The sequence below is a fragment of the Ruegeria sp. A4 genome (assembly GCF_056543025.1).
On record NZ_JBQGAW010000001.1, the window covers coordinates 1735194 to 1757103 of the forward strand.

At 57.9% G+C, this 21910-nt stretch carries 22 protein-coding genes and 1 tRNA gene; 9 read left to right on the forward strand and 14 right to left on the reverse strand.

Annotated elements, in window-relative coordinates:
- Positions 1-112 precede the first annotated feature (112 nt).
- Both ACR0E2_RS08580 and ACR0E2_RS08585 read right to left on the reverse strand, forming a co-directional pair.
- Positions 113-760: a GntR family transcriptional regulator gene (locus ACR0E2_RS08580; RefSeq protein WP_480446085.1), complete on the reverse strand. Its 648-nt coding sequence runs from the start codon at positions 758-760 to the stop codon at positions 113-115.
- A gap of 30 nt (positions 761-790) precedes the next feature.
- The gene (locus tag ACR0E2_RS08585; RefSeq protein WP_253283469.1) at positions 791-1486 is read right to left on the reverse strand and encodes a M48 family metallopeptidase; all 696 of its coding nucleotides are present in this window, start codon (positions 1484-1486) and stop codon (positions 791-793) included.
- Between the two features lie 100 nt (positions 1487-1586).
- Between ACR0E2_RS08585 and ACR0E2_RS08590 the strand changes: the two genes are divergently transcribed.
- From ACR0E2_RS08590 to ACR0E2_RS08610, 5 genes are all read left to right on the forward strand, one after another.
- The gene (locus ACR0E2_RS08590; protein WP_152459046.1) at positions 1587-1913 is read left to right on the forward strand and encodes a TIGR02300 family protein; all 327 of its coding nucleotides are present in this window, start codon (positions 1587-1589) and stop codon (positions 1911-1913) included.
- Between the two features lie 153 nt (positions 1914-2066).
- A tRNA-Ala gene (locus tag ACR0E2_RS08595) sits at positions 2067-2142 on the forward strand.
- Between the two features lie 1038 nt (positions 2143-3180).
- The gene (locus ACR0E2_RS08600) at positions 3181-3612 is read left to right on the forward strand and encodes a c-type cytochrome (RefSeq protein ID WP_480446086.1); all 432 of its coding nucleotides are present in this window, start codon (positions 3181-3183) and stop codon (positions 3610-3612) included.
- A 22-nt stretch (positions 3613-3634) separates the two neighbouring features.
- Positions 3635-3964: a copper resistance CopC family protein gene (locus ACR0E2_RS08605; protein WP_480446087.1), complete on the forward strand. Its 330-nt coding sequence runs from the start codon at positions 3635-3637 to the stop codon at positions 3962-3964.
- Between the two features lie 44 nt (positions 3965-4008).
- Complete coding sequence (locus tag ACR0E2_RS08610; RefSeq protein ID WP_480446088.1) at positions 4009-4842, forward strand: copper resistance D family protein; 834 nt, start codon at positions 4009-4011, stop codon at positions 4840-4842.
- 267 nt (positions 4843-5109) lie between these two features.
- Here ACR0E2_RS08610 and ACR0E2_RS08615 read toward each other — a convergent pair whose 3' ends face one another.
- The 4 genes from ACR0E2_RS08615 to ACR0E2_RS08630 are packed head-to-tail and all read right to left on the reverse strand — an operon-like array spanning position 5110 to position 9334.
- Complete coding sequence (locus ACR0E2_RS08615) at positions 5110-5892, reverse strand: dimethylarginine dimethylaminohydrolase family protein (protein WP_480446089.1); 783 nt, start codon at positions 5890-5892, stop codon at positions 5110-5112.
- A gap of 3 nt (positions 5893-5895) precedes the next feature.
- On the reverse strand, positions 5896-7500 hold the full coding sequence (locus ACR0E2_RS08620; RefSeq protein WP_480446090.1) for a 5-guanidino-2-oxopentanoate decarboxylase: 1605 nt from the start codon (positions 7498-7500) through the stop codon (positions 5896-5898).
- On the reverse strand, positions 7497-8681 hold the full coding sequence (locus tag ACR0E2_RS08625) for a pyridoxal phosphate-dependent aminotransferase (protein WP_480446091.1): 1185 nt from the start codon (positions 8679-8681) through the stop codon (positions 7497-7499). Before ACR0E2_RS08625 ends, ACR0E2_RS08620 begins: the two co-directional genes overlap by 4 nt.
- Positions 8678-9334, reverse strand: a complete 657-nt coding sequence (locus tag ACR0E2_RS08630) for a TetR/AcrR family transcriptional regulator (protein ID WP_480446092.1) — start codon at positions 9332-9334, stop codon at positions 8678-8680. The genes ACR0E2_RS08625 and ACR0E2_RS08630 overlap by 4 nt, the downstream gene beginning before the upstream one ends.
- A gap of 77 nt (positions 9335-9411) precedes the next feature.
- Here ACR0E2_RS08630 and ACR0E2_RS08635 point away from each other — a divergent pair, with 77 nt between their 5' ends.
- The 4 genes from ACR0E2_RS08635 to ACR0E2_RS08650 are packed head-to-tail and all read left to right on the forward strand — an operon-like array spanning position 9412 to position 12572.
- On the forward strand, positions 9412-10209 hold the full coding sequence (locus tag ACR0E2_RS08635; protein WP_480446093.1) for an ABC transporter ATP-binding protein: 798 nt from the start codon (positions 9412-9414) through the stop codon (positions 10207-10209).
- A gap of 42 nt (positions 10210-10251) precedes the next feature.
- The gene (locus ACR0E2_RS08640; protein ID WP_171229047.1) at positions 10252-11016 is read left to right on the forward strand and encodes a transporter substrate-binding domain-containing protein; all 765 of its coding nucleotides are present in this window, start codon (positions 10252-10254) and stop codon (positions 11014-11016) included.
- Positions 11017-11025: 9 nt separating this feature from the next.
- A complete protein-coding gene (locus ACR0E2_RS08645) occupies positions 11026-11778 on the forward strand; it encodes an ABC transporter permease (RefSeq protein ID WP_152459071.1) in 753 nt (250 codons plus the stop codon).
- Positions 11775-12572, forward strand: a complete 798-nt coding sequence (locus tag ACR0E2_RS08650; protein ID WP_171615472.1) for an ABC transporter permease — start codon at positions 11775-11777, stop codon at positions 12570-12572. Before ACR0E2_RS08645 ends, ACR0E2_RS08650 begins: the two co-directional genes overlap by 4 nt.
- 492 nt (positions 12573-13064) lie before the next feature.
- Here the strand turns inward: ACR0E2_RS08650 and ACR0E2_RS08655 are convergent, their stop codons facing one another.
- The 8 genes from ACR0E2_RS08655 to ACR0E2_RS08690 form a co-directional block, all read right to left on the reverse strand.
- Positions 13065-13820, reverse strand: coding sequence for an ABC transporter ATP-binding protein (locus ACR0E2_RS08655; protein ID WP_152459073.1), 756 nt, complete (start codon positions 13818-13820; stop codon positions 13065-13067).
- Between the two features lie 9 nt (positions 13821-13829).
- A complete protein-coding gene (locus ACR0E2_RS08660) occupies positions 13830-14585 on the reverse strand; it encodes an ABC transporter ATP-binding protein (protein ID WP_152459074.1) in 756 nt (251 codons plus the stop codon).
- A 10-nt stretch (positions 14586-14595) separates the two neighbouring features.
- Positions 14596-15801 carry a branched-chain amino acid ABC transporter permease gene (locus ACR0E2_RS08665; RefSeq protein ID WP_480446094.1) on the reverse strand — a complete coding sequence of 402 codons (1206 nt, stop codon included), beginning with the start codon at positions 15799-15801 and terminating at the stop codon, positions 14596-14598.
- Between the two features lie 3 nt (positions 15802-15804).
- Positions 15805-16836 carry a branched-chain amino acid ABC transporter permease gene (locus ACR0E2_RS08670; protein ID WP_171118891.1) on the reverse strand — a complete coding sequence of 344 codons (1032 nt, stop codon included), beginning with the start codon at positions 16834-16836 and terminating at the stop codon, positions 15805-15807.
- Positions 16837-16941: 105 nt separating this feature from the next.
- On the reverse strand, positions 16942-18288 hold the full coding sequence (locus ACR0E2_RS08675) for a substrate-binding protein (protein WP_152459077.1): 1347 nt from the start codon (positions 18286-18288) through the stop codon (positions 16942-16944).
- A gap of 110 nt (positions 18289-18398) precedes the next feature.
- Positions 18399-18713, reverse strand: a complete 315-nt coding sequence (locus tag ACR0E2_RS08680; RefSeq protein WP_171229049.1) for a hypothetical protein — start codon at positions 18711-18713, stop codon at positions 18399-18401.
- Between the two features lie 144 nt (positions 18714-18857).
- Positions 18858-19844, reverse strand: coding sequence for a zinc-dependent alcohol dehydrogenase family protein (locus tag ACR0E2_RS08685; RefSeq protein WP_480446095.1), 987 nt, complete (start codon positions 19842-19844; stop codon positions 18858-18860).
- A gap of 272 nt (positions 19845-20116) precedes the next feature.
- Positions 20117-21910, reverse strand: a complete 1794-nt coding sequence (locus ACR0E2_RS08690) for a PHA/PHB synthase family protein (protein ID WP_480446096.1) — start codon at positions 21908-21910, stop codon at positions 20117-20119.

Below are 21910 nucleotides of genomic sequence, written 5' to 3' on the forward strand. Positions count from 1 at the left end.
GCTGTGGTCTGCTCTTGTTTGTGATTTGCATCAAGAGTAACCCAGTCGGGTTGAACAGGCCAGAACGGTGAAACCTTGCGCAGCAGGCGCGGGAATGTCGGCGGGATGCCGCTCAGCTCACCAGCAAGCGCAATCCCTGCGTCACGTCCGAACGGACCGCCAGGCGCAAGCCCGGTTCGTCCCCGGCCTTGAGGGCAGCTATGATCAGCTTGTGATAATGCGGTGGCTCAGTGCGCCTGAGACGCCCGTAAAGCGCCCTCATCGTCGGCCCGAGTTGCAGCCAGACCGTTTCGGCAATGGCCAGCATCGCGGGCGCCTGAGCCCGCAGGTAAAGGGTGCGGTGAAATTCCAGATTTGAACGGATGTACCCAACCGCGTCCCGCTTGGTCACCATCTCGGCAACGGTCATGTTGATGGTCTGCAACCGGTCGATCAGCGCAATATGCGCCCGGGGCAAAGCCCGGCTGGCCAGCTCGACTTCCAGCAACGCGCGCAACGCCGCCAATTCTTCTATCCGGTCGTTGGTCAATTCAGGTGTCGAGACCCGGCCGGAATTGGACAGGAACAAAGCGCCCTCGGCGGCCAGACGGCGCACGGCCTCCCGCGCCGGGGTCATCGAGACGCCGAATTCCTTGCCGATGCCACGCAAGGTCAGCGCGTGTCCCGGCGCCATCTCACCATGCATGATTCGAGATCTCAGGACCCGGTACACCCGGTCATGAGTGGCAGTTTGGGTGTCAGACGGGCGTGTGCTCAACATCCGCTTATGTGATCACAAATCTGCGCAAGGTCAACTCGGCTTTGCGTCAAACCTGTAACGATGCAACTCTGCCCCATTGTCACGCAACCAGCGGCGGGGCTGCTGACAGGGGCCGAAAATGCGTTCCACCTGTTCCCAGAACGCGGGCGAGTGGTTCATCTCGACAAGATGCGCCACCTCGTGCGCGGCCACATAGTGCAGCACCTCGGACGGCGCGAGGATGAGCCGCCACGAGAACATCAAGCCACCCTGCGAACTGCATGATCCCCAGCGTGACCGCGTGTCGCGCAGGCTGAGCGTGCTGTACGACCGCCCCAGCATTGCCGCGTAATCATCACACGCGCCAATCAATCGGTCTCGCGCCAATTCCTTCAGAAACCGGGCCAATCTGCGCGCCTCGGCCCCTTCTGGCACTGCGACCTCGTCCGCCATCAACTGAACGCGCCGACCCTTGGCGGGCACGATTCGCCGGACAACGCCTTCAATCGGTATCTTCTGTCCGAACTGCACCACGGCCGTTTCCGGCCTGTCCTGCAAATGCTGACGAATCCACTCTTCCTTGGTACGTGCGAAACTCAGCGCCTCGGATTCAGGCACACCGACCGGATAGGTCAGCGTAACCCGGCCGTCCAGCTGAGAAATTCGCAAACTTATGCGCCGCGCCTGGGCGGATTTGCGCAGCCTCAGTGGCACCGGCGGTGTCCCTGGCAATGCGTGCTCTCCCATATCGCGACCTCTCTTGCGCAAAGACTTTGACAGTGCCCTCTGCCTGTGGCAGGTGAGCTGAATCATTTAGACGACTCACCTGATATCAAGGGGATTTGACATGCCCAAGGAAGAATGGGGCGTAAAGCGCGTTTGCCCGACCACCGGTAAGCGATTCTACGACCTGAACAAGGACCCGATCATCAGCCCCTACACTGGCGAGATCGTGGAGCTTGAAACATCCAAAAGCCGCATGATCGCGGCGGATGCAGAAGATGCCGCCTCGGTCAAAGCGCGTGAAAACGCGTCGGATGAGGAGCTGGTACTGGATGACGACGACTCTGTCGACGTTGAACTGGATGATGATCTGCTGGATGACGATGATGACACCAGTGATGACGTTTCGCTGGATGATATCACCGACATGTCTTCGGAAGACGAAAACTGATCAAGTCAAAGGCGACCGCAGGGTCGCCTTTTTCGTTCCACGGACAGCTTAGTGCGGATTAGTGCGGAAATTCGCGTTCGATTCCATTTTTGGACTTGCACTCGTCGTCACTGTCTCCTAAACGTCCGTCCACCGCAGCAGCGGTACCTGGATGGGGCCTTAGCTCAGTTGGGAGAGCGCTTGCATGGCATGCAAGAGGTCAGGGGTTCGACTCCCCTAGGCTCCACCAAAACCTAACAGAACAACTAGATAGCAAGCATTAGAGCGGTGTGACACACAGGTGTGACGGTGTGACACAAAATGAAGCTGTATGCGTATCTCTCACTGTCCAGACATGGGATCTAATACTTCCGTCGGCCCCTGCCCGACACAAAACCAAAACCCCACACTAGACCAAACACCACACGTAGGACCCTTCGCATGTCTTTGCGTACAAGATGCCCTAAAGAGGCTGGTACACTGGCAAGGCGTCTTGCAGTGTGCGGCGACACAATAATAAAGCACAAATAACAGTCGGGCATGAACTGCGCACAATGATGCCCGGGGTCTCAAGATTGCTTTGGCAAGGACAAAGGCGCACGGGATAAACTCAGCCCTTTCAGTGAGTCTCAGAGGGAGCGCATGATTGATACCATCCGATACTGCGAATTGGGCCATGAAGACTATGGTGAGAATGCAGCGCACAAAACCGCATCGCAGTCACGGTTTGCTTTTTTTGCATCGCAGACCACAATTGAGCGACCCTGTTTCGGGGCGATGAATTGTGTGGCGTTGTATCGTGCGCTTGCGTGCAGTAACGTCCGGCACCATGGTCATCCGGCGATACTCTCTTGTTCTATTAGTTGGCGTTCTGGTCATCCTGACCGGCATTGGCGGTGTTGCGCACGCGCTGTCGAAGGGCTGCGTGGACCTTCACTGTAAGCACCATATGCAACCTTCCGTACACTCAGCATTGGCAACCAGCGGTGACGTCTCGGCTTCAGGTCATCATCATGACCCGGAGAGTTCCGAAACCGGAAAGTGCAATCCCTTTATCTGCCAAGCCGTTGCATTGCCGTTCCAAGTCAGTGAAGTTGCCAAGGGTCGGCGTGATACTGACCCGGAGTTCCATGTTGGAACCCAAGTCAAGCTGAGTGAACCAGACGTCCTTTACAGGCCCCCTGACCTTTGAAGCAGCACAAATCCCTGCGGATGTAAGCGACCAGCACGTGTGGCTGTTCGCGATGTGCCGCAGCGCTACCAGCTTCCAAAATGTCAGGACCAATCCATGAAAAAAAGTCACTTGCTGATCGGCGCATGCGCTGTCGCTGCCGTCGCCGCCTTCGCAACTCTTCGCCCCGGCGCAATTGAAGAGACCACACCGCATGAAACACGCAAAGGCGACGCCATGGTCGCAATTCAGATGCCGGCCATCGAAGGCAATGCCGCAATCGGCCAGCGTGTTTTTGAGGTCTCGTGCGCGTCATGCCACGGCGCCAATGCGGTCGGCGTAGAGGGTGCGGGGCCGCCTCTGATCCACAAAATTTACGAACCCAGTCACCACGCTGATGAAGCCTTTCACAGGGCGGTTTCACAAGGTGTAAGAAGCCACCATTGGCAGTTTGGCGACATGCCCCCCGTGGAGGGCCTGACACGAGGTGACGTTGCCATGGTGATCGCCTACATTCGCGAAATCCAGCGCGCCAACGGAATAAACTGAGGGTAACCCAATGAAGAAGATCATGACATTCGCGCTTATGGTTGCGCTTGCCAACGGCGCACTGGCGCATTCCAAAATTGAAGAAACAACCCCTGCCAACGGCGCCACGATAACCACTGCGCCCGCTGAAATTGGCCTCAACTTCTCGAAAAACATCCGGCTGACACGGATAGAGATGGCCCATGAAGAACACTCGGCAGTAAGCCTGGATTTGGGCGACCAGACAAGTTTTGGTCAGGCATTCACGATCCCACTGCCGAGCAATGGAACGGGCACCTATGTCATCGAATGGCGGGGTTTGGGTGAAGACGGCCATGCGATGCAGGGCGAGTTTTCCTTTACCGTGGAATGAGCATGCCAGACATCTGGGCGATTGCCGCGATCCTCGCAAAGCTGGTGCTCTACATCGGCTTTGCGGGCTCTGCCGGGCTTGTGATTGTTGGATGCCTCTATTCCGGCCTTGTCGCGCCGGTGAACCTTGCGATGACGCGCCAGGCCAGGGCCTTGGCATGGCTTGCTCTTGTCGCGACTGCAGTTGGCTTCTTGCTTCGTGGAGCCGCCTTGACAGGCGGGGTTGACGGCATGGTCGATCCGCAGATGCTTGGCCTGCTGTGGCAGACATCCGTGGGCGACACACTTGTTTACCGCCTTGCAGGCGCAGCGTTGATCCTTGTGGGGCTGTCCGTTCCTCGCTTTGGTCAGTGGATCGCGCTGTTGGGTGGCACGATCGCTTTGTGGTCGTTTGCACAGATCGGGCACGTGCCGGAACTGGAGAGCTTTGGTATCCAGCTCCTGCTCCTGCTGCACCTGTTGTGTGTAGCTTTCTGGGTGGGCATCTTCAGCCCGCTGCGGAATATGGCCCTTGCTCCTGAACATCTGAAGGATGCTTCTGAACTCGGTCATGTCTTTGGGCAAGCTGCCACTTGGCTTGTGCCGGCGTTAATCGTGGCGGGTCTTTGGATGGCCTGGTTGCTTGTCGGCAATCTCCAAGGGCTGCTGTTCACTGGCTACGGGCAGGCGTTGTTGCTCAAAGTGTTTTTTGTGGCGCTGCTGTTGTTTCTTGCCGCCGCAAACAAGCTCCGATTTGTTCCGGCCATGCAAGGTGGAGAGGTCAAGGCAGCGCAACGCCTCGCCCGCTCCATCGAGGTTGAGGCATTGATGGTGTTGGTGGTGCTGGCGACAACGGCAACACTCACGAGTGTTCTGGCGCTTCCGAATTCGGGCCATTAGAGATGGGCCAGACACCGGTGCGCGCGCAATGTGCAGCGATGGCAGCGGCGGTGCACGATCCGATGCGAACAAGGAAGACAATCCCACTCAGGGCCCGCCGACCCTTGCCGCGGGGCCTAGCCATTGGGCTTTGGGAAACAGGGTTCAAACAGTGCTACCTGCGCGCCGGTCAACCGGAAGAAATCAAGCTTGTTCACCGCCTGTCTTTCGAACCATCAACACGCCGACCTGCCGAATTCACTGGGGCCTGAACCCGGCAGCTGCCCCTCAGAACCTTAATGAAAGACAGGACATGCCACCATCAAGCTTTGCACAATCTGTATTGTCAATTTCAACGACCTCATAGCCTTCGCGGTCCAGCATCTCTGCGGTGCGTGGGAAACCAGCGGCCATCAGCACCAGATTGTTGAACCGGATCGCGTTTGCCGCTGCCTCCTCTCCGTCAGCAACATGCAGCACCCGGTAGCCTTCAAAGCAGCCCGAAGCGTCCAATCGCCGGGTCGCAAGAATTGTCTCGGCATCCATCAGAGAACAATCCGTTTTGAAGTGCAAAACGCCCTCGGGCGTGAACACTTCCCGCAGTTTGTGACCCCATTCCGAGGTGATTTTTGCCAGTTCCTCAACACCTTCCGCGTCAGTGCGGTCTGACCGGCCCACAAGAATTTCGCGGCCGGTTACAAGGATGTCTCCACCCTCGATATGGCCGGGACCATTGATCTGTGTGACCGTTTCATAGCAGGCCCGCAGTGCCGGGGCGATCTCGGCCACTTCCCCCATTCGCGAAGGCGCGCCCGGCCGCATCAGCACAGCACCCTGCGGCAGGCACAGGGCCGTATCTTCCACAAACTGCGCGTCTGGGAACGCATCCAGGGGATCAAGCTCGATCACCTCGGCCCCGGTGCTTTTCAGTGCTGCCACGTAAGCCCCATGCGCGGCCGTCATCCCATCGAAATCCGGGTTTCCGAAATCTTCTGCGCGCAATCCGTCAGCGATGGTCGATGCCGGGCGGCGGGTGATGGCGCGGGAAAACTCAAAAGTTGGGTCTGACATGTTTCAATCTCTCTGAAGTTCGAATTTTCGGGCGGTGACTTCGATCATCGCGGGCCCGCCCATGGACGCGGTTTCGCGTAACGCGTGCGCGATGGCCTGCGGCTTGTCGGGAACCCTGGTATGCGGAATGCCAAAGGATCTGGCCGTTGCTGCAAAATCGGGGGGTGTGGGGTCACATCCAATGACCGTCACGCCTGCATCCTGCATCGATGTGGCGATTTCCCGGTACCCGTGATTGTTCCAGATCACGAACGTGACCGGCAGGTTTTCGTCTACCGCGGCCATTGCTTCCGGCATTGAAAACTGCGCCCCGCCATCGCCGACGATGCATATTACCCGCGCCGTTGGATCGGCAATCGACGCGCCGATGGCTGCGGGTATGCCATAACCAAGCGCACCATACCCCGTCGCCGCATTGAACCAGCCACCAGCCCGGTCGTGATCATAGTAAAGATTGCCGGCATAAATGGGCTGAGTGGAATCCCCGACCATCAGAGCATTCGGAGACGCCGAGCGCATCGCATTGAGTATCTCCACCTGTTGGCGATAATCCGGACCAATCTCCTGCCAGGCCGCATCGCGCGTTTTTCTGGCACGGTCCGCACCGTCGCTTTGCCGTGCCCTCTGCGGCAGAGCCTGACACAGCGCTGGCACAGCCAAGCCGACGTCACCTTGAATGGCAATCGCTGCATTATGCCGTGAAAGCTGATCGCTGCACCGATCAACCCGTATCAGGTTTGGCAGTTTCGCAATCTGACCGGTGGCATACATGTCATAATCGGTTGGCCCCAGCTCGGTTCCCAAGGCCAGAACGCTATCGGCGCTTTCCAACAATGCGCGCACCGCGTTCAGGCTGGGGCTGGCCGGAACGGTCAGGGCATGTCCGTGCATCAGGCCGCGCGCGTTGACGGTTTGCACAACAGGGGCATCCAGAGCTTCGGCCAGTGCCTGCAATCCCGCCTCGGTACGTTTCGCGCCGCCGCCCGCCAGAATGACGACTTTCTTTGCCTCAGCCAGTTGCCCTGCGGCCTGCCTGATCAATGCCGGGCCGACCGGAGGATCAGGGTCAGGCGTCTCGACTGCTGTTTCCTGATATTCCGCCGCTGCGACATCCAACGGAACCTCGATATGCACCGGCCCGCTGCGACCGTTGCTGAGGCCGTGAAAAACGCGCTCCAAAACCGGGTCCAGAGCGCCGGGGCCGGTGACCTGTTCAGACACCAACGCAACCGTTTTCGCCAGCCCGATTTGGTCTGGCAATTCGTGCAGATGCCCCAAACCCTTGCCAAGCGATCCGGTTTTATTGACGCCGGACACCACCAGCATCGGTATTGAATCGGCCCGCGCCTGCGCCATCGGCGTCAGCGTGTTGGTCAATCCGGGGCCGGTGATCACAAAGGCAACACCCGGTTTACCCGACACACGGGCATAGCCGTCGGCCATGAAACCCGCCCCCTGTTCGTGTCTGGGCGTCACATGTCGTATGCCCGAAGCGGCAAGCCCTCGGTACAGTTCCACTGTGTGAACGCCCGGAATTCCGAAGACGCAGGTCACATCCCGCTGGCGCAGCCCGGCAACCAGAGCTTCGCCAATTGTCATACCGCTCATGCGACCTCGCGTGATTTGCTGTTGGCGTGTTCGATGATACGGGAAACCGCGGTACCAAAGTCCGTGTCATTGATCGTCAAAGCGACCCGCACCCAGTCCGTCAGGCTGTCACCAAAGGCGGATCCCGGCATGACGGCCACCCCGGCCTGTAGCAGATCCCAGGCATAGGCTTCGCCATCCAGCCCGGTGGCAGAGACATTGATGAGTGCGAACATTCCCGCCTCGGGCCGGTGAACAATCAGATCCGTTTCAGCTTCAAGACGATCGGCCAACAGGGTCGCGCGGCCAGCAAAGCGGGCGGCCATACCGGGGGCAACCTCGGACCCGTCACGGATCGCCTTTTCGGTCATGTCCGCGATGAAAGGCTGATTGCCAAAAAGCATGGTCTCGGAATAGGGCAGCAGCGCTTCGCAGAACGCGGCGGGCCCGACACACCAGCCACTGCGGAACCCCGGAGCGGCATGAGATTTCGAAATGGATGATACGCCAATGACACGATCCGCCAGTTCCGGATCGGCCAATGGTGAAACAAATCGGGCACCGTCAAAGATCAATTCTTCATAAACCTCGTCCGAGATGATCCACAAGTCATGCGCAATCGCCAGCTGCCCGATCTCGGCAATGTCCGCGGCGGTCAGGATCGCGCCCGTCGGGTTATGCGGCGTTGTCAGAAGAATGGCGCGGCTGCGCGGAGTGATGCGGGCCGCGATATCTGCTGCCTGCATGCGAAACCCTTTCTCGGGCCGCAGCGGTACGGGCACCATCTCGGCCCCGGATGCACGAACAACACCTTCATAGGTCGCGTACATCGGATCGCCGACAAGAACTTCGTCGCCCGCCTCGGCGACCCCGGCCATGGCTGCAAACAAGGCGGTTTGCGTGCCGGGAAAGCACAGAAAATTCCCGGGCTCGAAAGCCCGCCCGCGAGAGGCAGAATAGCGCGCAGCCAGCGCGTCAAGCAGCCCGGCTTCACCGCGCCCGTTAGAGTACCCTGTCCGCTGCGCCCGCAATGAGGCAACGGTGGCTTCGACCAGCGCGTCCGGCACCGGCACGTCCGGTTCTCCTATCGTCATTTCGACGATGTCCGCTCCGGCCTTGATCAGGTCGCGGGCTTTCAGATGTACGCCCCATTTGGCACCGCCCAAGCCCGCCAACCGTTCTGTCACCGATGTGGTCTTCATGGCTGCTCCACCTCTTTGGTCAATGGAATCCCGACGATGGCGCTGACGGAATCCAAACCGATCCGCGCCAGTTGGCCTTCGGAAAACGCATCCGGAAGCGCGCCCCCTTCAAGCCACAGGCCGTCGATCACCGCGTTGCAGGCGATGGCCAGTTGCATTGCCTCTGACGCATCAACCGAACGCCCGGTTTCCTGCAATGCCGCGACGATCAGCTTCTCGAGGTGATCCCGGAAATAGTCATAGGTTCGCTGGTGAATGCGCTGCATTTTCGGGTCATGCTGCACTTTGTTCAGGAAACCCGCCCACAACGCCACGGCGCTTGGATCGACGATAGGCGGTCGCAGTGACGCGTCGACGAAGTTGGTCAACTGAGACACCGCGCTTCCGGTTCCTGACGACGCCGCTGTCTGGTCCGTCAGCGTATTCATGTGGTGCTCATACGCCGCCTGAACCAGTTCGTCCTTGGATGAGAAATAGTGCCGGATCAAACCTTGGGTCACATTCGCGCGGGCTGCGATCTCGCGCACCGTGGCACCCCGAACGCCCATCTCGGCGATCAGGTCCAAAGTCGCCAGAATCAGCGCCTCGCGGCGAAACTCGGCAGACTCACGTTTGAATTTGCGGCTGTCGTCCTGCACGTCAGGTTCATCCATGGCACGAGGTTATTATACACTTGCATAATTGCGAGATTCGGGGCTTACTGCAAGCTGAAATCAGAAGATTCTTGGATATGGACACAGCCAAAGCAGTTTCACCCGCACCCGAAACAACCACGTCTGACGAGGCGATCAAGGTTGAGGATCTGCACAAATCCTTTGGCACGCTGGAGGTTTTGAAAGGCGTATCCCTGACCGCAAACAAGGGGGATGTTGTCGCCATTATCGGGGGGTCAGGCTCTGGAAAATCCACCATGCTGCGCTGCATCAACTTTCTGGAAACGCCGAGTTCCGGAAAGATAATCATCGGCGGGGAACCGGTTGAAATGCACGCCGATGGCAGCCCGTCCAACCGCCGCCAGATCGAACGTATCCGCACGCGCCTGGCCATGGTTTTCCAGCAGTTCAATCTGTGGACACACCGCACGCTTCTGGAGAACGTGATCGAAGTGCCGGTGCATGTGCTCAAGGTGCCAAAAGCCCAGGCGATCGCGCGGGCGCATGAGCTGCTGACGCGGGTGGGTCTTGGCGACAAGGCCGACACCTATCCGGCCTATCTTTCGGGTGGTCAGCAACAGCGCGCCGCCATTGCCCGGGCGCTTGCGGTCGATCCTTCGGTGATGCTTTTCGATGAACCCACGTCAGCGCTTGATCCCGAGCTTGTTGGCGAAGTTCTGACCGTGATCCGCGATCTTGCCGCCGAAGGGCGCACAATGCTGCTTGTCACCCATGAAATGAAATTCGCACGCGAAGTCGCAGACCACGTTGTCTATCTCTTCGAGGGCCGCATCGAAGAGCAGGGCCCACCTGCCGAGGTCTTCGGAAACTCGAAATCAGAGCGCCTGAAGCAGTTCCTCAGCTCGGTCGCCTGAACCAAAAAAGCAAAACAAAATGAACCAAAAGGGAGTATCAAAATGAACGTCAAGAAACTGCTCGCGTCCGGCCTTGCCGCCGCTGTCCTTTCGGCTGGTATCGCCAGTGCAGAAGAGGTCAAGATCGGCATCGCGGCCGAACCGTATCCGCCATTCGCGTCTCTGGACAGTTCAGGCAATTGGGTCGGCTGGGAAGTCGATGTCATCAATGCGGTCTGCGCCGCAGCGGAACTTGACTGTATCATCACGCCGGTCGCCTGGGATGGTATCATCCCGTCGCTGACAGGACAGCAGATCGACGCCATCATGGCGTCTATGTCGATCACCGAAGAGCGGCTGAAAACCATTGATTTCAGCGATCCTTACTACAACACACCTGCCGTCATCGTCGCGGACAAATCGATGGATATCGAAGCGACCCCCGAGTCGCTGGCCGGTAAGGTTGTCGGCGTTCAGGCGTCGACCATCCACCAGGCTTATGCGCAGGAATATTTCAAGGATTCCGAACTGAAGGTTTATCAAACTCAGGATGAGGCCAACCAGGACCTGTTCGCAGGTCGTATTGACGCCACTCAGGCCGACAGTATCGCCATGGCGGACTTTGTGAATTCGGATGCCGGGGCATGCTGTGAAATCAAAGGCGCCGTCGCAGATGATCCGGCCATCCTGGGCCGGGGCGTTGGTGCGGGTGTTCGCAAGGGCGACGATGACCTGCTTGCAGCGCTGAACAAAGGCATCGCGGCAATTCTTGCCGATGGAACGCACGAGAAGATCACTTCGAACTATTTCTCGGCCAGCATCTACTAAGCGACTGCCGTGACCGGACTGTTGGAATCGCTTGGATTGGCGCAGAGCGCAGAGCTTCTGTCGCTGTCGCCACCGGGTTGGGGGGGCAATCTGCTGCGCGGATTGTCCCACTCATTGCAGATCGCTTTTGGTGCATATGCGCTCGGCCTCGTGATCGGATTGTTCGGAGCCTATGGCAAGCTTTACGGCGGGAAGGTCACGCGCGATCTTCTTGCCATCTACACGACCGTGATCCGGGCCGTGCCGGAACTGGTCCTGATCCTGATCCTCTATTATGTGGGATCTGACATCATCAACAAAATCTCTGCTGCAATGGGCGGAGGACGGGTCGAGGTCAATGGCGTCGCCGCGGGCATCTGGGTTCTGGGCGTCGTTCAGGGCGCATATGCAACCGAGATTCTACGCGGAGCCATACAGGCGGTTCCACCCGGACAGATCGAGGCCGCCAAATCCTACGGGATGCCCGCCTTCATGACCATGCGCCGCGTGACGATCCCCGCCATGATGAGCTTTGCCGTACCCGGTCTGGCCAACTTGTGGCTGATCGCCACCAAGGACACCGCCCTGCTCGCGGTCGTGGGATTCAACGAACTGACACTGGAAACCCGGCAGGCCGCCAGCAGCACACGCGCCTATTTCACCTTCTTTCTGGCGGCGGGTTTTCTCTATCTCATGGTCACCCTGTTTTCGGGCGCCATCTTCGCGCGGATCGAAAAATGGGCGCGTCGCGGTCAACCTTCTCTGAAAGGAGGTGGCAGATGATCGATCTCAGGTCCTTGATGCAACCCCATCGCATCGTGATGATGCTGATCTTTGCCGGGATCGTGATCTGGTGTGCCATGTCTTTGCGATGGGACTGGTTGCCAAAATACGCACCGCTTGCGTTGCAGGGAATCTGGACCACGCTCTGGCTGCTTGTTGTCACCGTCGTTCTCGGGTTTCTGCTGGCCGTACCACTGGGGTTGGCCCAGGCCGTTGGGCCCTGGTACCTTGCGGCCCCCGCCAAGGCGTTTTGCACCATCATTCGGGGCACACCCCTGCTTTTGCAGCTTTGGTTGCTGTACTATGGCCTCGGCTCATTGTTCCCTCAATTCCCATGGATACGATCATCCGAGCTTTGGCCGTATCTGCGTCAGGCCTGGCCTTATGCGGTGCTGGCTTTGACGCTTTCTTATGCCGGCTATGAAGGTGAGGTAATGCGCGGAGCCTTCAAAGGCGTCGCCAAGGGCCAGCTGGAGGCCGCCAAATCGTTCGGCATGCCTAGGCTGACGATGTTCCGCCGCATCTGGCTGCCACAGGCAATCCGCAACGTTCTGCCCACCCTGGGCGGTGAAACCATCCTCCAGTTGAAGGCGACGCCCTTGGTCGCCACGATTACGGTGGTGGATATCTATGCCGTGTCATCCCGGGTGCGGTCCGACACGTTCATCATCTACGAGCCGCTCATCCTGCTGGCCGTCTTCTACATTCTCGTGGCCGGTATTATTGCCCTGATGTTCCACTGGCTGGAAGTGAAGGTGCTGGGAACCGGACGCCGAAATGGGCCGGCCGGATAGTACAAGCCGGAAGTGAAGCGAGACACACTGGCCTATTCCGGGCACAGATTTCGTCGGCGCGTTTTCAGGCCGATTGAAACCATGGGCACACGATCAAGACGGTTGCCCGAAATGATTTAGGGAAGGTTCGGCTTGCAGGCCCCTGCGGCGAAGGCACTGGCAGCCCAGGGCCAGAGCCTGACTTTCTTATCCATCGCACAACGACCTGGAACACCGCGGCGCAATCGTCTGGTTGGCGCAGTGGCGGATGTCACGAAGCATTGCAAACTTGCCCCCTCGTCCTTTGGGGCCCGTTGCACAAGACGTGCATTCGGCACAGCCCCGACAGAACCTGTTGCCGCAAACCCGCATTCGGGTTTGAGCCAACGACCATCATTTTTTGAGGTGAAACAGGTTTGATCGCGCATGGGGCAGTATCTGCCCTGAACGCGGGTCTTGGTGGGCCACGAACTGGGCATACCCTTCGGGTCGAATTCCCGATCAGAATAACGCTCAGATCGCCAGATACTCCTCACGAAGACCGGTGTCCTCAAGCACTTCTTTTGCCGTTCCGTCGAACACGATGGTACCGGTGTCAAGAATGATCGCGCGATCCGCCAGTTCCAAAGCGCGTACAGCGTTCTGTTCAACGATGATCGTGGTCATGCCCTGCTGCTTGACATGTATGAGGGTTTTTTCGATTTCGTCGACGATCACAGGCGCCAAACCTTCATACGGCTCATCCAAAAGCAGCACCTTGATGTCCCTGGCAAGCGCTCGGGCGATTGACAGCATCTGCTGTTCGCCTCCCGACAATGTAATCCCCTCCTGCTTCCTGCGCTCACCGAGACGCGGAAACAGCTCGTAAAGCCGTTCAAGGGACCATCCGATCGGAGGAGCAATCTGTGCAAGTTGCAGGTTTTCTTCAACTGTCAGGCCGGGAATAATGCGTCTGTCTTCCGGTACAAGACCAAGGCCAGCCGCTGCTGCTTCATAGCTTGTCATGTTGTGCAGCGGTTTGTGGTCCAACCAGATTTCGCCATGTCTTACTTCGGGTTCTCCAACCCTTGCAATCGAGCGCAGTGTCGAGGTTTTGCCCGCACCGTTGCGCCCAAGAAGAGCAAGGATCTCGCCTTCATGCACATTGAAGCTGACACCCTGCACGATATAACTTTCTCCATAATAGGAGTGCATATCCCAAACGGAAAGAAACGCAGGGGCGGTGCTGGCCATATTGGCGTTTTTCGAAAAGTCAGGTTTCTCGTTCATAGCTTTTCCTTACGCAGCCTCGCCCAGATAGGCTTCGCGAACCTTTGGGTTTCCGCGGATGTTTTCAGGAGTATCCTCAACCAGGGGTGTCCCCTGTGCCAGAACAGTGATGCGTTCGGCAAGGCTGAAGACAACATGCATGTCATGCTCGATGATCGCGATGGTGATATCACGTTCTTCCTTGATCTGTTTCAGCAGGTCGATCGTGTTGTTGGTATCCGCCCTCGCCATCCCCGCCGTCGGTTCGTCCAGCAGCAACAACCGCGGATTCTGGCTGAGGCACATGCCGATCTCGAGCCGGCGCTTGTCACCGCGCGACAGCGAAGCCGCGTGCATCTCACGCTTGTCGGCCATGTTCATCTCTTCCAGCATCGCTTCGGCCTGTTCAACAACAGCCTTTTCGTTGGCGATGGTCTCGTATGCATGCATTCGGAACGCCCCATCCCGCATGGCGAAGATCGGAATCAACATGTTCTCCATCACTGTCAATTCACCAAAAATCTCGGGTGTTTGAAACACGCGGCTTATGCCCATCTGGTTGATCTGGAAGGGTTCAAGCCCCAAGACCGACGCGTTGTCGAACAATACGGACCCGGTGTCTGGCATGAGCTTGCCAACCAGACAATTCAGCAAGGTCGACTTGCCCGCCCCATTGGGCCCGATGATTGCGTGGACCGAATTCTCCTCGACGCTGAGATTCACGTCCGTGAGCGCCTTGAGGCCGCCGAAGCGCTTGCTGACGTCTTTGACTCTTAGAATTGCCATGGCTCGCCCCTTATTCCGCCGGTTCCGTTTTGCCCGACGTCGCGTCGTCGGATTTTGATTTCTTGCGCTTGAGCCGGTTCAGCAAACGCTGACCACCTTCGACAAGACCACCCGGCAAGTAGATAACGACAAGCATGAAAAGAATGCCCAGCGTCAGATGCCAGCCCTTGCCGATAAACGGATGGATCAAGAAAACCACCGCGTCCTCCAGCCCGTCAGGCAGGAATGCAAACCAGCTGTGCAACACGTTGTCGTTGATCTTCGAGAAGATATTTTCGAAGTACTTGATGAAGCCCGCACCCAGCACCGGCCCGATCAGTGTGCCGGTGCCGCCCAGGATCGTCATCAGAACGACCTCGCCCGATGCGGTCCACTGCATACGTTCGGCCCCTGCCAGCGGGTCCATTGCGGCCATCAGCCCACCAGCCAGGCCGGCATACATGCCAGAGATGACAAAAGCTGCCAGCGTGTAGGGTTTCGAGTTCAGGCCGGTATAGTTCATCCGTTGCTGGTTTGATTTGACGGCCCGCAGCATCATCCCGAAAGGTGAACGGAAAATTCGGATGGACAGATAGAACACCACCATCATAATCACTGCACACAGATAGTATCCCGCGTTGAAATCAAAACTCCACGCACCCACGTCTAATGTGTAGGTTGCGCGCATCGGCAACCCGAACAGATGCGGCAGGTCCGGCGAGTTCGCCCCTTGCAGAATCTGCGGATCATCCGCGTAAACCTGCAATCCCGTTTCCCCGTTCGTCAGGTTGAACTTGGGGTTGGACAACACCGAATAAGCCAACGCAAAGCTCATCTGCGCGAAAGCCAGCGTGAGGATCGAAAAATAAATACCCGACCGGCGCAGGCTGACAAACCCGATCAGCAAAGAGAACACTCCGGCGACCACAACGCTGAGTGCGATAGCCGGGATGATGTTGTAGCTCAGCAGCTTGAACATCCATACGGCGGAATAGGATCCAACGCCCAGAAAGGCCGCGTGACCGAAGGACAGGTATCCGGTAAGGCCGAACAGGATGTTGAAGCCGATGGCAAAGATGCCAAAGATCACGAAACGTTGCATCAGGTCCGGATAGCCCGCGTTGAATTGCGCCATGGCGCTGCCTTCGGGGAACGGATTCAGGATGAAGGGCGCCAGCATCGTAAGGATGCCGACGATGATCAGCAGGCTGGTGTCTTTTTTGTTCAGTCTCAACATCGATTATTCCTCCATCACGCCTTTGCGTCCCATCAAACCGCGCGGGCGTGTGAGCAGCACAATAATGGCAACAAGGTAGATGATGATTTGGTTGATGCCCGGGATCGTCGTCGTGGCCCAGGTCGTAGAGGCGAAGCTTTCGAGAATGCCCAGCAGAAAGCCAGCCAGCACGGCACCGGGAAGAGACCCCATGCCCCCAACGACAACCACAACGAAGCTGAGGACCAGAAAATCCATCCCCATGTGATAGTTTGGTGGGTTGAGCGGCCCGTACATGACGCCCGCCAAACCGGCCACCGCGGCAGCAATACCGAACATGATCGTAAAGCGCCGGTCGATGTTGATCCCCAGCAAGCCCACAGTTTCGCGATCCGCCATGCCGGCACGCACAACCATGCCGAAGGTGGTGAATTGCAGGAATGAGAAGACGGCACCGATAATGGCAACCGCAAAGCCAAAATAGACGAGGCGCCAGATCGGGTAGATGATCGCGTTGGGATCAAACCCGATCATGGTGCCAAGATCGATAGAGCCACTCAGCGCGTCGGGCGGCGGGGTCTGGATGGGGTTGGCACCGAAGAAATACTTTACGATTTCCTGCAACACGATCGCCAGCCCGAACGTGACAAGGATCTGGTCCGCGTGGGGGCGTTTGTAGAAATGCTTGATAAGCCCGCGTTCCATCACATAGCCAACCGCCAGCATGATCGGGATCGCAAACAGGATGGCCAATGGAACGGACCAGTCGATGATCGTCGCCCCGAACTCCGGGCCGAACCACGCCTCGACATAAGGTGTTTCCACCTTCAGCGGGTTGCCAAGAAAGTCGGTTTGGCTCTCGTCGATGGTTACAAAGCTCAGGTTCATGAGCTTTTGCAAAGTGACGGCACAGAACGCACCGATCATGAACAGGGCCCCGTGGGCAAAGTTCACAACGCCGAGCGTCCCAAAAATAAGCGTCAGCCCCAGCGCAATCAGCGCATAAGCCGACCCTTTGTCCAGACCGTTCAGAATTTGCAATAGGATGGCGTCCATTGGCCCACCTCAGGGTTGGTCAGTGTGAATTGAGTGGCACAACAGGATCAACCCTGCTGTAGATGTCTGGCCACCATTTTGGCGGCCAGACTTTGATACGCGGTCTTATGCGCCCGGGTTACACTCACCCAGTGCGCCACCGGCGAACATCGGATGCTCCGGATCGTATTCAACCTGCGCGCGTGGGGTGATCTCGACGATCTCCAGCGTGTCATAGGCGTTGGTCGGGTTCATGTTGCCACGCACGACCAGTACGTCCTTGAAGCACTGGTGATCCGCGCCGCGATACCAGGTCGGGCCGTTGCCCAGGCCGTCGAACTCGAAGTCTTCCAGCGCTTCAACGACACCGCATGGGTTGAACGTACCGGCACGCTCGCAAGCATCAGCATATAGCAAAACCTGGGCATAGCAGGTTTGCGCCGAATTGGACGGCGGCTTGCCGTATTTTTCGCCGAAGGATTTCACGAAGGCTTTGGTGCCTTCATCCTGCAACTGCCAGTTCCAGTTCATCGAACCCAGCACGCCCTTGATGTTCTCGCCAGCACCGGCGGCCATCAGTTCCGAGTACAGCGGCACGACGATCTTGAAGTCCTTGCCGTTGGCGACTTTGTCGAGCAGGCCGAACTGAATCGCGTTGGTCAGCGAGTTCACCATGTTGCCGCCATAGTGGTTCAGAACCAAAACGTCCGCGCCCGAGTTCAGAACCGGAGTGATGTAGGACGAGAAGTCTGTTGACGCGAGTGGCGTTTTGACGGTGTTGACCGTTTCCCATCCCAGGGCTTCGGTCGAGGCGACGATCGACTCTTCCTGGGTCCAGCCCCAGTTGTAGTCCGCTGTCAGGTGATAGGCGCGGCGGTCATTGCCCATCTCGGCAGCCAGCACCGGCGCAAGCGCAGCGCCCGACATGTAGGCGTTGAAGAAATGGCGGAAACCATTGGCTTTCTTGTCCTTGCCGGTCGTGTCGTTGGCGTGGGTCAGACCCGCCATAAAGATCACACCCGCTTCCTGACACAGGCCCTGAACCGCAACGGCCACGCCCGAGGACGACCCGCCGTTGATCATGATCGCACCGTCTTTTTCGATCATCGACTTTGCAGACGCACGTGCGGCGTCTGACTTGGTCTGGGTGTCACCTGTGACGAACTCGACCTTCTTGCCGAGAATGCCATTGCCCTTCAGCGCCTTGGACGTGAAGGTGTTCAGGCAACCGCCGTCACCCTCTCCGTTCAGGTGTTCCACCGCCAGCTGTTGCGCCAGCAGCTCGTCATTGCCCTCTTCCGCATACGGACCGGTCTGGGGAACATTGAAGCCCAGGGTCACGGACCCTCCGGTTGGTTCGTTGGTGTAAGCGGCCGCCGACGAAGCCGTGAAGATCGTAGGCAGGGCCAGACCGGTGCCTGCAACGGCACCAGACTTCAACACGCCGCGGCGTGTGACAGATTTGTTGGTCATTAATTCCTCCCATTTCCCTTTCTCTCGTCGTCTGGCTCCTCTTCCAGCAGACGAAAGCGCACTTATGTGCATTTCAATAATGGAAAGGCGGTGGAAAATTTCACAACAAATTACTGGATTTGAAACAAAATTTTGTAAACGTCTTGACGAAAATGAAGATCGTTTGAAAAGCTTTTTCGTTTTCTTACGTTTAAACATATATTTTTCATATATTTAAATGTAAATATCGGTGACACATTTGTCGGGCATGACACCAATATTCGTTGTCTGCGGCACCAAAAGCCGATTTGCAATACAAAGCCAGCATTTTCAGCACGCTGAATGGAAACAAGCTCTTCGCTCATCTGACGGTCCAGTTTGATTGTTGGCGCATGATCGTCCACGGGTTTGCCGGTATGATCGTGCCCGGCACGGGTGGGCGGCATCCCAGTGCGCCGAGCGGTCTTTCGTGCTCCGGTGTTCCGTCCGTTCCTCGATCAGGATCCGTTTGCCTAAGCCACCACCCTAATTTCGGATGCTGACGTCCGCTGTGACTTGTCAAGCCGGTGCGGGGCGCGACAGACCATTGGTCAGGGAACCAAAACCGCTGCACCTTGCAATCGTCCGGCGCCCAGATCCGCGAGGGCTGTGTTGGCGTCTTTCAGTGAATATCTTTGGGTCCGTGTCTGGATGCCTGCGGCTTGAGCCATTGCAAAAAACTCCTCACCATCCTGACGCGTCAGGTTTGCGACAGACAGGATTTGACGCTCCCCCCAAAGATCTCTGTAGGGAAAGGAAGGAATATCGCTCATGTGAATTCCGCCGCAAACCACGCGGCCGCCCTTGCGGACAGCTTGCAGCGCTTTGGGCACAAGGGCTCCGACAGGTGCGAATATGATTGCAGCATCCAGTTCCGCCGGTGGTCGTTCGTCGGATCCACCAGACCATACCGCGCCAAGCTCACGCGCAAACTCCTGCGCCTCGATATCGCCGGGCCGGGTCAGTGCATATACTTTCCGGTCCTGCCAGACGGCCAGTTGTGCAAGGATATGCGCGGCAGCTCCGAAGCCATAAAAGCCGATTTCCTTGGCATCCTGGGCCATTCGCAGACAGCGAAACCCGATAAGCCCGGCACATAACAACGGCGCCAGTGCAACCGGATCGGCAATCTCTGGCAGGGCAAAGACATACCGTGCATCCGCAACGCAGGCTTCGGCAAATCCTCCGTTTCGCGTGTATCCTGTGAACACCGGCGCGTCACACAGGTTTTCCTGTGCGCGGCGGCAATACGGACATTTACCACAAGTGGACCCAAGCCAAGGCACGCCCACACGCTGACCGGCATCCAGCCCTGTTACGGCATCCCCCTTTCGAACGATCCGCCCAACGATTTCGTGGCCCGGAACCAGTGGAAGTTCAGGATGTTCGAGGTCACCATCGACGATGTGAAGATCCGTGCGGCAGACTCCACAAGCCTCGATCTGGATCTCGATATCATGAGGTCCCGGCGCTGGAAGTTCGATGTCTTCCAGTCTCAGCGCGCGGCCGGCCTCGTTCAAAACCATTGCGCGTGTCATGGCTCAACTCTCCAGATACATCCGCCCGAAATCATCTGTGTATTGCCTCTTTTCGTTTCAAATTGCGGGCTCGGCCTTCGACAAAACCGCAAATGTGGCACCGGGTTCGAAGACCTGAACGATAGCACACCTGCGCCGCAGCAAGGCTTGATCCATCGCAAAGTCCCAGATCTGACCGAGCGATTAAAATCTCAACTTCACCTGAAGGGCTTGCGCAGGATGTCCAAAGGAGATCGACCGGGCACTGACGGGTCTGACCCACGCCACCGGTTTCAGGTCTGAAGAACGTAGCTGCCCGGCGCTTTGGGCAGGTTTTCAGCCCCCCTTAGTTTTCCGCCCATCGGCGGCGGCGCAGTTTCGCCCGATGAACGGTCTTTGATCCAATCCACCATCGCGGGCCACCAGGAACCTTGCTTTTCCTTGGCCGACTCAAACCACTCATCCGGCGAGGTATACAGCGCGTCGGCCGGCCTGTGGCCCAACCGATAGTGGCGGTGCTTGTGCCCCGGCTCGCTCAGGATGCCGCCATTGTGACCACCGTTGGTCAGCACGAAGGTGAGGTCTCCGTCGGTAAACAGCCGAATTTTGTACACTGATCGCCACGGAGCAATGTGGTCGGATTCCGTTCCGACCACAAACATGGGTACGCGTATGTCCTTGAGCGCAACAACCCGACCTTCGACAGAAAAGCGCCCAGCGCTCAGCCGGTTTTCCAAGAACAGACCGCGCAAATATTCGGAATGCATTCGCGCCGGCATCCGGGTCGTGTCATTGTTCCAGACGGTCAGATCCGTAGGCAGGTCGTCTTCACCCAGAAAATAGCGGCGCACAGCCCGGGCATAGATCAGATCCTCGGCGCGGATTGTCGTGAAAGTTCGCGTCATCTGAGGGCGGTCAAGATAGCCCTGCAACCACATCAGATCTTCGACAAAAGCGACCTGGCTGTCATCGATAAACAGCAAAAGCTCACCGGCTTCGGCAAAATCAACCTGCGCCGCCATCAGCGTAACGCTTGCAAGCCGGTCATCACCATCGCGTTGCATCACCGCAGCTGCAATCGCCAGAAGTGTACCCCCCAGGCAATACCCATTGGCGTGGATCTTTTTACCCGGAACGATTTTCTCGATGGCCTCGATCGCGGCCATGACACCGTTCAGGCGATAATCCTCGAGGCTGAGATCAGCCTGATCAGCGGTGGGATTGACCCAGGAGATCATGAACACGGTAAAGCCCTGCTCGACCAGATACCGAACCATGGAGTTTTCCGGAGAAAGGTCGAGCACATAGTATTTCATGATCCATGCAGGCACGAAAAGGATCGGTTCGGCCTGTACGCGCTTGGTGCGTGGAGTGTATTGAATCAGCTCGAACAGCGCGTTGCGATAAACGACCCTGCCGGGGGTCGCGGCAATGTCTTTACCGATTTCATACCCCTGAGGGGCAGGTTCGTGCTGTTGCGTTATGGTATGGGCAACATCCTCAAGAAAGTGCGCGGCGCCCTCCATCAAATTGCGACCGCCGGTCTGGAACGTTCGATTGATGATTTCCGGGTTTGACCACGGGAAATTCGAAGGAGAGACAAGATCAAGTGCCTGGCGAACCTGAAATTGCGCGCGTTCGGCGTCGCGGGGGGCGATGCCGGGCATTTCGTCAGTTGCGGCCTGCCACCAATCCTGTGCGCTCAGAAAAGCCTGCTGCCAAAGGGAAAATGGCGCCTTGTGCCAGCCGGGTGCATTGAAACGGTGATCCTGCTTGCGTGGCTGAAAAGGCGGAGTGGCCTTCGCGCCGGTCGCCATCTCGCTGGCATAGACCCAGAGCTTGGCCGCATCGCGTGCCGCGCGTTCTGTCAGTTCAAGCTGGCGTCCGGGTGAACGACCCAGGTGCAGGGCCCAATCCATCCAGGTGGCCATTATCGAATGCGGGGAAACACCGGCGGTGGCACGGGCGAGGGCCGCGCGCGTTGCGCGGTCAAGTTTCTCATAGGGGTGTGGCGGGGCATTCTCGTCGGTATCTGCCGCACAAACCCCGGCCTCGGCAGACAGCTTGTCAGGTGAGAGTTCGGTCAT